The sequence below is a fragment of the Pseudazoarcus pumilus genome, from assembly GCF_002872475.1.
GTDB classification, from domain to species: Bacteria; Pseudomonadota; Gammaproteobacteria; order Burkholderiales; family Rhodocyclaceae; genus Pseudazoarcus; species Pseudazoarcus pumilus.
In genome coordinates, this window is the sequence record NZ_CP025682.1 from 2615426 (window position 1) to 2627652 (window position 12227).

Below are 12227 nucleotides of genomic sequence, written 5' to 3' on the forward strand. Positions count from 1 at the left end.
CACTCAGGTCCGACGGGTAGCGCGGTCCCGTCCGGCGGCTTCCAGCATTGCACGCCAGACGTCGCGATTCTCGCGCAGGGCCACTGAGGTCGCAGCAATCAGGACGAGCGCGACGACGATTCGCAGCGACAGGCTCTGCTCCCAGAGCATATGGAGGGTTACGAGCACGGAGATCATCATGATCAGATTCATCAGCGCCGGCAACAGCCTCGCTTCGGGAATGCGCCGATGGATCATCGGCCAGAACGCAGCGAACGAGAAGGTCGCAATGACTTCGGCAACACCGTAGGCGCGAATGTCCGACCATGTCATGAGCAACAGGGCTGCGACGGAAAAGAACGCGAGCACGAACACGCCATTGGCAAGAATCATCGGCCGAATATCCGCCCTGACCTGCAGCACCGCGAAGTACAGGTTGAACAAGGTGCCGGAGACGGCCGACGCGCACAGCAACGGCAACAGTGGCAACATCGCCTGCCAATGAGCGCCCGGGAGCAGCGCAACCGCTTCCGGGGCGACGGCAATCAGCACCGCCATGACACCGCCCACGGCAAGCATCTGCGCCGCCTGCCCCCTCGCAAGCGCCCGGCCAAGCGGCTTGTCGGAAGTATTCAGCGCCGCGAATCCGCCCACCGCGAGGCGCCAGCACACGCCCTGGATGAATCCGACCAGTTCGAGGCTGCGTACCGCGACTGCGACCACCGCTGTAGCCTCCACTCCCAGGATCTTGGCGACCAGAACCGGATTGACCAGGCGCCGAAGCTGCGACACCCAGCCGGCAGCACCGACCCCGACGCCGAACCTCAACAACCTTCGCGCGATGGCGCCATTCCAGGAGATCACATGCCAATCGCCGGTCGTGCGGCTCAACAGCACGAGCGACAGCGTGAACTGCAGCAGATTGCCCCAGACCAGCCCCCAGGGTGAGCGCGTGACCCATATGATGGCAATGGTGGCGACGAAGCCGGCGAGTTCCGCCACCAGTTCGATCGAGGCACTGCGGCTGTAACGCAGCTTGCGATCCAGCAGGCCTGCGGGTATCGAACGCAGCAGGAAGATCGGCAGCGCGAAAGCCTGAACCACGAAGAGCGCAGTGAGCCCGGGCTGGTCGTACCATGCTGCGAGAACAGGAGCGACCAGAAATGCGACCAGCAGGCCGCCGCAACCCACGATCAACGCAAGCGCACGCGCCGTGCCGACGAGTTCGCGCGATGGCGTCTCGCGGGTACGGATCAGATACGCACCGAAGCCGAGCCCGCTCAACGCTATCAAGTAGTTGACCAGGCCGTTGGCGATGACGTAGACGCCGTACTCGGCGACCGGCAGCATCGTCACGATCAGGGCGAGCTTCGTGAGCGCGATCGCGTTGGTGACGACCTGACGCGCAGACAGCGCGACAAAACCGGAGATCAGACGACCCCGGATGCTGCCCGGGCCGACATTATCCGGCATCACGCCCCTCGCTCGCACGGGGCACGGCGTGCAGAGCCCTCCGCTGCAGGCGCACCACGGACCATAGCAAGGGCAGGCGCCGCAGCCCGATGCGGCAAAGACAGCCAATCATCTCGAGCGCACGGCCGAAGTCGCTCTTGCCCCGGCGGGCACGATGACGCTCCAGTTCGGTACGCCAGGCTGCTTTTCGCAGCTTCCGGTCGAGCGTAAATCGATGAGCGAACCAGCGCCGAAGATGAGTCGGCGTACGCATGAGCAGGAAGACATCCAGCAACGCCTCGCCGCCGGACCCGGGCGTGTCGATGCGGTACATGAACCAGTCGCGAATGCGTTGCACATTGCCGGAGTCGAGCGGCCCCAAGGAATCGTAAAACGCCAACAGGCGCGCGTCGCCCGCAGATATCGCGCCGGCCTCGACGAGTAGTGCGAGCATCGCCGAGAGCGCCTCGCCAAGCCCGCTCCGTGACGCTTCGGCCCCCAGGAGTTCAGGATCGAACAACACGTCTGCGGCATGCCAGTATTCGTCCAGATCCACCAGATCCCGCACGGTGGGGAACGGCGAGAAATGGGTGCGCAGGCTGTGGTGGACCAGCAGCAGCATGGCATCGACGGGGGCAACCGCATCCACACGCCTGCCAACGAGCGTCAGCGAATCTGCACGCCCCCAAAGTGCGTCGGTGATTCCAGCGATTTGTCCATCGAGGCGATAGTGAAGATCGACCTCGAGCCCTTCTTCATCGGTCAACGCGATGGTGTGGTTGTCCTGACGGATGCGTCCCGACGAAAAGCCCTTCCAGTCCTCCACCGACTCGCCGAACGAAGGGCTGAAACCGATCGATGCGAGCGTCTTGATCGCCCGATCGAATGCCTCGTCCCGGATGATGATGTCGATATCGCTGAGCATGCGCTCGGCCGGACTACGGTGCAGGCGCGCAAGCGTCGCCACTCCCTTGAACCCGACAGCGCGGACGTTCGCACTGGCGAGGGCCCCGAAAACGTCGGCCGCGCGCCTGGCGACGTAGCCGCTTTGCAGGGCTGTCGTCGTCAGTTGCTGGCGCAATCGCTGGTCGACGCACGATGGCACTGCGATTTCGTGGCGACGAAGCACTCTGGCAAGTCGCGGCACGACTTTCCACGCGGCAGCCAAAGCCAGCGCCTGATCCCATGCGTCGGAATCCGTCAGCACCCGTCCGGCATGCCGGGCCGAGGATTCTTCTCCCAACAGAAGTTCGAACAGGGCGTGCGCAGGGATCACTGAGGAGCCTCGCCGGCAACAAGGTCGCCCAGGGGTGGTACGTGCGCGGCGCCGGTATCGCCCGACGGCGGAAACACGAAAATCTCGCGCAGGGTGTCGGCCTTCACACCGTCGGGAACACCCAGCGGCCGACCATCGACCGAGATCCATGCGTGCCCCCGGCGTCGGCCATCCCGAGGCTCAGGTTCGACAGCGAAATGAATGCGCTTGTGTCGATCACCCGCGTCGAGAAAACGGAACAGCGTGACGGCGCGCAGATAACAGGTGTTGCGTGAGCGGAAGAACGATCGCCGCAACCATACCCCTTGCAACCGGCCGATGCGCTCGACTCCGCTCTCGATGTCATTCGTGCAAGCAGCAGGTCGCATGCCACCTGACTGCCGCTCGAGAAATTCGGGCAAGGACATGGCCTTCAACTGACGAGGCACAGTCCACAGGAACAGTCCGATATGCAAGAACCACCAGACATCCGAGGGCTGGTGGAAGTTACGCCGCATGCGATCCTGCAGACCGCTCAACCCCCACATGCTCCGTTCTCCCATCGACTGCGCTCCCGCGCGGAATAGTAGGCTTGATCGAATCCGATCCGCTGCGCCAGCGCTTTGACGAAGCGACCACGACGGCAAAGGACCGCATCCGCCCTTCCCGGCCACAAGACCTGCGCACCATAAAGCGCGATCTTCGACCATTGGGCCGCTTCACGCCGGAACGACCAGGAGACTTTGTCTCGGTGACGCCAGGTGAATTGCCCCAGACCGTAGCCATAACCACGCTGCTGACGATAGTAGCCACTCCAGCCTACACGATGGCGGTGCAACACCAATGCCCGTGGCTCGAAGCGAACCCGGTCCGCCCCTGCCTGGCGCAAACGCAGGTGCAGATCACATGCGTCGTAGGTCGAATAGCGCGCTTCGAAGCCTCCTACCCGTTCGAGAGTGGACCTCCGGTACAGAACGTTGCCGCTAGGCGCGAACGGAAAGACAGGATGGTCGAGGTGACGCTGCGCATCCAGCCCGCCGCTCAGGTCCACGTAACGGGCCGCCGGGCTGCGCGATTCGTACCCCAAAGTGCGCCCCGCAACGGCATCCACCGCATCGTCTTCGGATGCAGGAACGAGCCACCTGAGCCAGCTCCGCGATGGAATGCAATCCGCATCGGTGAACGCTACCCATGTCGCGGCGGCGGCTGCCAGGCCCCGATTCCGCGCGGACGGCGCACCACGGTTTTCCTGCGAAATCACCCTGCATCCGAACGCGCTGGCAATACGCGCGGTGTCATCTGTCGAGCCATCGTCCACAACGATGACTTCGTACTCGTCGGAAGGAAACGCTTGCGCCTTCACTGCACGCAGACAATCCGATAGCGTGGCCTCTGCGTTGAAGGCGGGAATGACGACCGAGACCTTCAAGCGTCGCGCCCCTCTTGCCGCCAGGTTTCAAAGAAAGCGCCCCAGAACGCACGTGTCCACATGCGATGATAGCGGGCGAACTCGAGCTCTTCTTCGCTGACCCGTGAAACGAGCCTTCGCAGCCTCAGCCACCCGGGGCGAACACTGCGCGACACGATCATCCGCCGAACACGCATCGCTTTCATGAAATTCCACCCTGTCTCTTCCGGGAAGCGACGGTAGATCCGAGCAGCTCCCCGCCCGTACCCTGCAGCTTGCCTGATCAGATCGTCGTCGTCAGTTCGGTTGCGGTGAAAAAGGATCGCGTTCTCTGCATAGCGAATCTCGCACCGTGAATGGCGAACGAGTCGCGCGGAAAAATCGACATCTTCAGATGCGTGAAGTGTTTCATCCCATCCGCCAATGGCCAACGCAGCTTCGCGGCGAACGGCGAGATTCCCCGCATTCACGAACGCGAAGCGGGGGTTGAGCGCGCTGTTCTCTGGACGAAACAGGCCGGCACGCTCGATGTATCGCTCGGCGCCAGTCTTTGGCATGAAGGATATGATTCTCCCTCCGACGAGAACCGTCGAGGGGTCCGAGAATGGTCGCAACAACTCCTTCAACCAGTTTCGCGCCGGCAACGTATCGGCATCGGCGTTCACGTAGATGTCACCCGCACAGGCGTTCAGCCCGACGTTCCGTACCGCGGAAGCGCCTGGTGTCGCACAGTGGAGCAGTCGAACCGGATACTGCCGAACGATGTCCTGCGTCCCGTCGGCCGAGCCATTGTCGACCACGATGACCTCGTATCTTTCCGGCTGGCCAACCTGGGACAACACTCCCTTGAGGGTATCCCCGATCGTGGACGCACCATTCAGAACAGGAACGATCACACTGGCCGACAAAGTCATTGGTGCGACTCCAGCGTCTCTTCGAGCGCATCGAGACAGCGGGGATTGAAGTACGCCCCTTTGCCTACCTCGACTTCCAGCCCGCATACCTGCCTGGCCAGCATGGATACGGTCCGGACGACGTGTCGGGCGATTTCGCGTTGACCGGGAATCACGGTTTGCTTCATCAGCAGGGACAAGGTCTCGTCGAACGACAGCCCGCTCACCCGAACCGTATCCGTGTCTTCCGTGCGGACGAGCTTAAGCACCTGTCCCGGCGCAGCCGCATCGCGCATCGCCGCGGGCCGGATCCATTCCACCGGCACGCGGCGCTTGTCGGTCCATGCCGAACAGTGCGGAAAACGCTCGATCCCACTGAGATCCGGAAACCACTCGCGCGTGTGTGGATAGAGATTGAACGTGCCGGTCAGGGCGCGCATCTCGACCTGTCCGTCGTCCGATATGCGGGCCAGAAGCTTGTCGTCGCCAAGGGTTTTCCAGCCCCGCCGAAGCATCGCGAGGGTCAGCGTCGTCTTGCCAACTCCGGATGGCGCGCAGACCATCGCGGCAATCCCTGCATCCCGGCAGACGAGCCCGGCATGGAACGGAACCCAGCCCGCTTCACGCCACGCGGTGGCGAGCGCGAGAGTCAGCAGATTATCCACATCGGTGATGGTCCAGAGCTCGTCCTCGGACGGCGGAACGCCGATCCGCCATACGCCGCAATCCCTCACGTAACGCGCCCGGGCACCGGAATCACAGTGCGCGGACAAACCGGCCAGATCTTGCACGACCGACATGCGATGAGTCGTCAGATATGGAGCGCCAAGCGGACACTCGACCTGGTCGGGCCGAACGAACTCGAGGTGAATCGCGCCTTCTGAGTCCCCCCAGGGCACTGTAAACAGGCTTAGCGCACGGTCGACCAGTTCGTCCAGTCGATGACTGCGCCCGGCGCCCACCACTCGCACGGAGACGGGGCCACAACGATAGCAGTCACGCAGCATCTGGACACTATCACTCGGCTAGCGGGATCGACGGGTCGAAAGCGCTGGCCATGATCTTCTGCAGCGGCTCGCGATGCTTCTCGAAGGTCGGGAATGCCCAGTCGCCCCCTTCGACAGACAGGGGAGGACAGTCGCCTTCGATCGGCTCGATCAACGTGTCAGCGAGCAACTGCTCACAGATGCCGTCCACAGCGACGAGGTCGGCTTCATCGGCACCAAGAAGCCGGCAGTGCTCCCTGATCTGCCCGAACGTCGCCCCTGTCTCGAACGGCATGAGGACCTGCCAGGCACCCTGGTTGGCAGAATAGAAATACTTCGAGTCAAGGTCGAGGAGCACGGCCCCATCCTCGACCAGTGTTGCAACCACATCCGGGCGGAACACGTACGCGATCCCGCGATTACTCCCTGAACTCGACATTCACCCCTCGCTCAAGCTGCAGCAGTCTTCAGACCCCCTCCGCCCCGAGTGTCACAAACGAGGCAGGCACGAAATCATCGACCATAACAATCATCGAAGCGAACAATATCATCTTCGCCCAGGTATCCGCCCGACTGCACCTCGACGATCTCAAGCGGCACCTTGCCGGGATTCAAGAGGCGATGCTTCTCCCCCACCGGAATGAATGTGGATTCGTTCTCGGCAAGCAGGAAGGTATCGTCGCCACGAGTCACCTGCGCGGTGCCGCGCACGACGACCCAGTGCTCGGCGCGGTGGTGGTGCATCTGCAGACTGAGCGAGGCGCCGGGATTCACCACGATGCGCTTGACCTGAAAACGCTCGCCGGCATCGACCGAGTCGTACCAGCCCCAGGGGCGGTGGACCTTGCGGTGATTGGCGGTGATGTCGCGTCGCGCGCCGCGCAGTTGCTCGACCAGTTGCTTGACCTGCTGAGCGTTGCGGCGGTCGGCTACCAGCACCGCGTCGGGAGTGGCGACGACGACGAGCCCGGATACGCCGACCACCGCGACCAGCCGGCCGGCCTCGGCGTGGACCAGCGTGTCGCGAACTCCGGACAGGACGCAATCGCCGGTCGTGGCGTTGCCATCGGGATCGTGGTCAAGCTCGGCCCACAACGCGTCCCAGGAGCCGACGTCGGACCAGCCGGCATCCATCGCGACGACGCGCGCGCGCATGCCCAGGGTCGAGTCGTCCGGCAGGCGCTCCATGACGGCGTAGTCGATGGAATCGCCCGGGCAGGCCTCAAAGGCGGTGGCGTCGGGGCGAATGAAGTCGGCGTCGCGCGCGGCCAGATCCAAGGCGCGTGCGCAGGCAGTGTGGATGTCGGGCCGGAAGCGTTCGATGGCCGCCAGCCAGCGGCTGGCGCGCACCATGAAGATGCCGCTGTTCCACAGGTAGTCGCCGGATTCTACATAGGCTTGCGCGGTGGCGGCATCGGGCTTTTCGACGAAGGCCAGCACGTCGCGCACGGGTGCCGAACCGGCCGCGTCGGCACGGATATAACCATAGCCCGTCTCCGCGTGGCGCGGCGTGATGCCGAAGGTGATCATGGCGCCGGCGCAGGCATCGGCAAAGCCATGCTCGACGGCAGCGTGAAAGGCTGCGACGTCGCGCATCAGATGATCGGCGGGCATCGCCAGCAACACCGGGTCGGCGCCGTCGGCGACGGCCTGCAGGGCGGCCAGCGTGAGCGCGGGTGCGGTGTTGCGCCCGGCCGGCTCGAGCACCAGCGCGGCCTGACGCACGCCGACTTCGGCAAGCTGCTGCGCGGCGATGAAGCGATGCGCGGCCTGGCACACGACAACCGGATCACGCACGTCGCCCAGGCGCTCCAATCCGTGCGTGCGCAGCATGGTCTGCTGCAGCATGGTGTGCGCTGAGCCGAAGGCGAGGAACTGCTTGGGGTAGTCCGCCCGCGACAGCGGCCACAGACGCGTGCCTGCACCGCCGCAGAGCAGGACGGGCTGGATCGAGGGCTTGTCGGAGAAAACGGGCATGGGCGGGATTCGCGGCACGTCCGGCGACGCAGCATCAGCGCACCGGATTTCAGATTCTTCCACGCTTCCCGCGCCGGGTCGAGCGTGTCTTGGCCGGCTATTGTATTTGGAGGAGCAGGCCCGATGCAAACGCCAAGGCTGCTCGCTGCTCGGGCCGATAATCGGCCAGCTTCGCGGAGCGAAGCGAGTTGCGGGTTGATCGGCCGATCTACGCAGGCGGATCGATCTGATCGAAGGCCTCTGCGAAGATATCGCGCAGATCATGGCGCGGCTGCCAACCGAGATGCTCGCGGGCGAGTGCATTGGTCATGCCAAAACTGGGCATGGGGCCGGCCGGAACAGCGCGTACGGGCACTTTCAGACCGCGCGTATCGAGTGCGATCTGCGTGGTCAGATGCGCGAGTTGCTCGATGCTGACCGGCCGGGCGGAGCCGGCGTTGAGCACCGGCGAGCAGGCATCGAAGGGCAGCAGCATGGCGCATGCGAGCAACTCGGCGGCGTCGCGCACGTCGAGCACGTCGAGTGTCTGGGCGCCTCCGTGCACGTCGATGCCACGCCCTTGCAGCGCAGCGGCGACGAAGCCATGCGGCATCTCGCCGGTGCGCAGCCCGGCACCTGGCCCGCCAGCCGTGGCAGGCGGACGGAGAGCCTGACGGATGGCACCGCTTCTGCGCGCGGACTCGAGTTGCAGTTCGGCCGCCCATTTCGCTGTGGCGTAGGGCGTTTTGGGCGCGACGGGCGTGCTCTCATCCCACGGCGGCGCGCACCGCGACGCCGAGGCCCTAGCCTGGTTCGCGGCCGTATCCGTAGGTGGGGATGAGCGACGCGAATTCCGACTGGAGCTTGATGTTGCCGACGATCATTTACTGCCGCCCAGCAGCTCAGGACGCTCCGTGGCAAGCCAGTGCTCGAGGCCGGTCTTGATATCGGTGACGGAATGAATGAGTGCGTCGAGCTCGGCTTGGGAAGGCTCAAAGCTGCCGTCGTACAAACCTGCCGAACGCTTGCGACGAAATTGGTCGAGCACGCGAAGCTTTTCGCGGGGATAGCCTATCGTGAGATTGAGCGTCTGCAACGCCATGACATGGTGACCGCCTTTCGAATCCGGGCGCAGTCCACGCGCACGCAAGGCAACAAGACCGAGTTGCAGCAAGGCTTCGTAAGCGATATCAAACCGGCTTTCAGTGCTGATTTGCGTATTTTGCGAATCGAGAAGTTTCGTTGCGATGCGTGTCAGAAAGCGGCCAATCTCCTGCGCATCGGCTGGCTCTCTCTGCAGCCCTTTTCCGATCAGGTTGTCAAGCGTCATCGATTGCTCCCATCAGAACCAGAAGCTCGCCGGCAAGGACTGCATTGAGAAAGTTGTCGCCAGCCTGCCGCTTGGCGCGGAACTCATCCGGCGGATACAGCCGAACGCTGATCTCGCGGCCCAGTTCGTCTTCGAGCGGTGCGACCAGTTGCACGAGCAACTCGAAACCTATCTCGCCGACAACCAGCAGATCGACGTCACTGCGCCCATGACCGCCGCCCTTGGCCAGCGAGCCGTAGATCGCAGCAAATCGAATCTGCTCGGCGTAAGTGGCGAGGGCCGCCTTGATGCGCGCGGCCAGACCGCATGTCTTGCGAACGATTGCCTGCAGATCGACGAAGATCGGATGTGCAGTGTTCGCGCGATAGAGCACCCGATTGCCGTCGGGGATGCGGCGCACAAGATCAGCATCTACCAGCTGAGTGAGCTCGTGCTGCAACGCACCCGGGCTGACGCCCGTTTGACGGGAAAGCTCCCTGAGATACCAGGCGCGCTCGGGCTGGTCGAACAGGCATACAAGTACTGCCCGTCGTGTCTTGCCGAAAAGGGTCGAGGCAACGAGATCCATTTCGCTCTTAAATCAAGAACAATCGTTCCTGATTATAGAACAGCCGTCATCGAAAAAGACAGAGCTTGTCGGGTGCCCAGACGATGGGTGTGACCATGTCGGAATGCGCCTGTGGCGCATCGCCGATCTACGAAAGGTTCCGGAGCTTCGTGGCTTGTGCGCGCCTCAGATAATGGCCGGCAAGCCCTTGTCGGCGATGACGTTGAGCAGCTTGAGCGCCGGGCCGGACGGGCGCGTTTGACCCTGCTCCCATTTGCGCACGGTCGAGGCCGTGGTGTGCAGGTGAAGTGCGAACACCGGCTGGCTGAAGTGCAGCGCTTCACGCAAACGCTTGATGTCGTCCGCGTCGAACTCCCGCACCGGCGGCGGACAGATCGCGTCGAATTCGCGCATCGTCACCTTGCCGATCGCGCCCGCATCGTGCAATGCGGCCAGATCGCCGCGCAGCGATTCAATGATCTTGCTCGTCACAACACAGCTCCAGTAAAACGCCCGCCCGCAATGCCTTCACCAGGTCCTTTTCCGACAGCTCCAGAAATACCTTTCCTGCATATTGAAGTGCTCTCTTCTCGCCCGGTGTGATGTTCGCCTTGTCGCTTTTCGAGAACCCATGCAGGAACACATAACGATGACCGACACGGGCTGACAACAACGTACGGTAGCCGCCGCTCTTGCCGGCACCTGGACGACCTATCCGCTTCTTGTAGAGGTGGCCGCCCAAGTCTGCGTCTACCAGACCACGCTCCATTTCCCGGGCCGCCTTGCATAAGGTGTCATCGGAGAGTTTTTCGCCCGCTTGCCACCGCGCAAAGTTCTTCCGCTTGAAGACCATCATGTCCACTAGCCTTGATGAATATACCCGTAACGGGCATGTTTTGCCATCCCCGGCAAGCGGCAGTACCCGGCTACGACCGAGGGGCGGCACATGTGGTGCGCTGCGATCACGACTGGTGTGCGAGCGTGACACGCACGGGGTGGCCGCAGCCTGATGCCCATGCTTCAATTCCCGCCTTGAAGGCCTGCTTGGGGCCGGCGTCGCCGTGGATCAGGCGCACGTGGGCGGGCGGGTGACGCATACGGCGGATGAAGTTGAGCAGGTCGCGCTGGTCGGCGTGGGCGGAGTAGCCGCCGATGGTGCCTACACGGGCGCGGATGTCGACGCGGGCGCCGTCCAGCTCCACCCAGCCGCCGCGCGGACCGTAGCGGGCGATCGCGTGCCCCGGCGTTCCCGGCGCCTGGTAGCCGACGAACAGCACCGCATGACGCGGGTCGGGGAGCATGCGCTTGAGGTAGTTCACGACGCGCCCGCCGCTGGCCATGCCGCTGGCAGCGATCACCACGGCGGGACGGCCGGTGGTGGCGAGGTATTCGACCGTGCGCAGGTGTTCTTCGTGGCCGTCGACGGTGTAGAGATTGTCGAACGACAACGGATGGCGACCGCTGCGCAGGCGCCGGTGGGCCTCGGCGTCCCACCACGGCTTGAGTTCCCGGTAGGCCTCGGTGAAACGGGCCGCGAGCGGAGAGTCGACGATCACTTCCAGGTCGCGCCAGCGCGCGTTGCGCGCGGCGTGGACGAGCCCCTCCAACTCGTAGAGCAGTTCCTGCGTGCGCCCGATGCTGAAGGCGGGAACGATCACGGTACCGCCATTTTCCAGTGCGCGGTCGATGGCCGCCCTAAGCCGCGCGCGGCGTGTGCGCCTATCCTCGTGCCGACGGTCGCCGTAGGTACTTTCGATGACCAGCGTGTCCGCGCGCCACGGCGACTTGGGCGCGGGCAGCAGCGGCGCGTGCGGCGCGCCCAGATCGCCGGAGAATACCGTGCGATGCGTCCGGCCCTTGGAGCGATCGAGGCTGTCGACCTCGACATAGGCCGATCCCAGGATGTGACCCGCGCGCTGCAGCCGCACGCGAACGCGATGCCTCGCGTCGTCGACCAGCGCGTGCCAGCGGCGGTAATCCAGCGGCACCAGGCGCGTGCCGACCTCGTCGAGGAAGCGTCCGATCAGGGCCGCATCGCGCGTGAAGCCGACTTTCAGCGCATCCTCGATGACCAGCGGCAGCAACCGCGCCGAAGGCACGGAACACAGGATGGGACCGGCATAGCCAGCCGCCAGCAGATAGGGCAGACGGCCGATGTGGTCGATGTGCACATGCGTCACCACCAGTGCCAGCACATCATCGACAGGAAAACGGACGCGGTGCTGGTCGAGGCCATCCCCCCGGTCGGCGTCCTGCCCCTGGAACAGACCACAGTCGACGAGCAGAGAGCGGTCCGCGGAGAAACGCAGGCGATGGCAGCTGCCCGTCACACCATCGATGCCGCCGTGGTGGATGAGCTTTGGCCAGATGGTCGAATTGGACATGGCAGCATCCCGTTTTACGACAAAGGGATGATGACAT

At 63.9% G+C, this 12227-nt stretch carries 13 protein-coding genes and 1 pseudogene; all 14 read right to left on the reverse strand.

What is annotated here, in order from left to right; translation table 11 throughout:
• Window positions 1-3: 3 nt before the first annotated feature.
• The 14 genes and pseudogenes from C0099_RS12760 to C0099_RS12825 all read right to left on the reverse strand — a co-directional run bounded on the left by C0099_RS12760 (window position 4) and on the right by C0099_RS12825 (window position 12190).
• Window positions 4-1452, reverse strand: coding sequence for an oligosaccharide flippase family protein (locus C0099_RS12760; protein ID WP_102247771.1), 1449 nt, complete (start codon window positions 1450-1452; stop codon window positions 4-6).
• On the reverse strand, window positions 1442-2707 hold the full coding sequence (locus tag C0099_RS12765) for a nucleotidyltransferase family protein (protein ID WP_164084924.1): 1266 nt from the start codon (window positions 2705-2707) through the stop codon (window positions 1442-1444). Before C0099_RS12765 ends, C0099_RS12760 begins: the two co-directional genes overlap by 11 nt.
• Entirely contained in the window at window positions 2704-3225 is a 522-nt protein-coding gene (locus tag C0099_RS12770) for a lasso peptide biosynthesis protein (RefSeq protein ID WP_164084925.1), read from the reverse strand. Before C0099_RS12770 ends, C0099_RS12765 begins: the two co-directional genes overlap by 4 nt.
• Entirely contained in the window at window positions 3222-4115 is an 894-nt protein-coding gene (locus C0099_RS12775) for a glycosyltransferase (protein ID WP_164084926.1), read from the reverse strand. Before C0099_RS12775 ends, C0099_RS12770 begins: the two co-directional genes overlap by 4 nt.
• Window positions 4112-5008 carry a glycosyltransferase gene (locus C0099_RS12780; RefSeq protein WP_164084927.1) on the reverse strand — a complete coding sequence of 299 codons (897 nt, stop codon included), beginning with the start codon at window positions 5006-5008 and terminating at the stop codon, window positions 4112-4114. Before C0099_RS12780 ends, C0099_RS12775 begins: the two co-directional genes overlap by 4 nt.
• The gene (locus tag C0099_RS12785) at window positions 5005-5787 is read right to left on the reverse strand and encodes a hypothetical protein (RefSeq protein WP_164084928.1); all 783 of its coding nucleotides are present in this window, start codon (window positions 5785-5787) and stop codon (window positions 5005-5007) included. Before C0099_RS12785 ends, C0099_RS12780 begins: the two co-directional genes overlap by 4 nt.
• Before the next feature lie 217 nt (window positions 5788-6004).
• A complete protein-coding gene (locus C0099_RS12790) occupies window positions 6005-6376 on the reverse strand; it encodes a hypothetical protein (protein WP_123785260.1) in 372 nt (123 codons plus the stop codon).
• A 110-nt stretch (window positions 6377-6486) separates the two neighbouring features.
• Window positions 6487-7950 (reverse strand): mannose-1-phosphate guanylyltransferase/mannose-6-phosphate isomerase, encoded by a 1464-nt coding sequence (locus tag C0099_RS12795; protein WP_102247778.1) that lies wholly within the window; start codon window positions 7948-7950, stop codon window positions 6487-6489.
• Between the two features lie 208 nt (window positions 7951-8158).
• Window positions 8159-8695: pseudogene (locus C0099_RS12800) on the reverse strand (NAD-dependent epimerase/dehydratase family protein); the annotation flags it as partial.
• Window positions 8696-8809: 114 nt separating this feature from the next.
• Window positions 8810-9259: a hypothetical protein gene (locus C0099_RS12805; RefSeq protein WP_102247780.1), complete on the reverse strand. Its 450-nt coding sequence runs from the start codon at window positions 9257-9259 to the stop codon at window positions 8810-8812.
• Window positions 9249-9827, reverse strand: a complete 579-nt coding sequence (locus C0099_RS12810) for a nucleotidyltransferase domain-containing protein (protein WP_123785261.1) — start codon at window positions 9825-9827, stop codon at window positions 9249-9251. The genes C0099_RS12805 and C0099_RS12810 overlap by 11 nt, the downstream gene beginning before the upstream one ends.
• Window positions 9828-9992: 165 nt before the next feature.
• Entirely contained in the window at window positions 9993-10298 is a 306-nt protein-coding gene (locus C0099_RS12815; protein WP_102247782.1) for a helix-turn-helix domain-containing protein, read from the reverse strand.
• Window positions 10279-10662 (reverse strand): type II toxin-antitoxin system RelE/ParE family toxin, encoded by a 384-nt coding sequence (locus C0099_RS12820; protein WP_102247783.1) that lies wholly within the window; start codon window positions 10660-10662, stop codon window positions 10279-10281. The genes C0099_RS12815 and C0099_RS12820 overlap by 20 nt, the downstream gene beginning before the upstream one ends.
• Before the next feature lie 106 nt (window positions 10663-10768).
• The gene (locus C0099_RS12825) at window positions 10769-12190 is read right to left on the reverse strand and encodes an MBL fold metallo-hydrolase RNA specificity domain-containing protein (protein ID WP_102247784.1); all 1422 of its coding nucleotides are present in this window, start codon (window positions 12188-12190) and stop codon (window positions 10769-10771) included.
• Between the last annotated feature and the right edge of the window lie 37 nt (window positions 12191-12227).

Bases quoted from the DNA above. Each gene is read 5' to 3' on its own strand.
- C0099_RS12825 (WP_102247784.1), bottom strand. From the start codon at position 12,190: ATGTCCAATTCGACCATCTGGCCAAAGCTCATCCACCACGGCGGCATC.
- C0099_RS12760 (WP_102247771.1), bottom strand. From the start codon at position 1,452: ATGCCGGATAATGTCGGCCCGGGCAGCATCCGGGGTCGTCTGATCTCC.
- C0099_RS12820 (WP_102247783.1), bottom strand. From the start codon at position 10,662: ATGATGGTCTTCAAGCGGAAGAACTTTGCGCGGTGGCAAGCGGGCGAA.
- C0099_RS12810 (WP_123785261.1), bottom strand. From the start codon at position 9,827: ATGGATCTCGTTGCCTCGACCCTTTTCGGCAAGACACGACGGGCAGTA.
- C0099_RS12795 (WP_102247778.1), bottom strand. From the start codon at position 7,950: ATGCCCGTTTTCTCCGACAAGCCCTCGATCCAGCCCGTCCTGCTCTGC.
- C0099_RS12805 (WP_102247780.1), bottom strand. From the start codon at position 9,259: ATGACGCTTGACAACCTGATCGGAAAAGGGCTGCAGAGAGAGCCAGCC.
- C0099_RS12785 (WP_164084928.1), bottom strand. From the start codon at position 5,787: ATGTCGGTCGTGCAAGATCTGGCCGGTTTGTCCGCGCACTGTGATTCC.
- C0099_RS12780 (WP_164084927.1), bottom strand. From the start codon at position 5,008: ATGACTTTGTCGGCCAGTGTGATCGTTCCTGTTCTGAATGGTGCGTCC.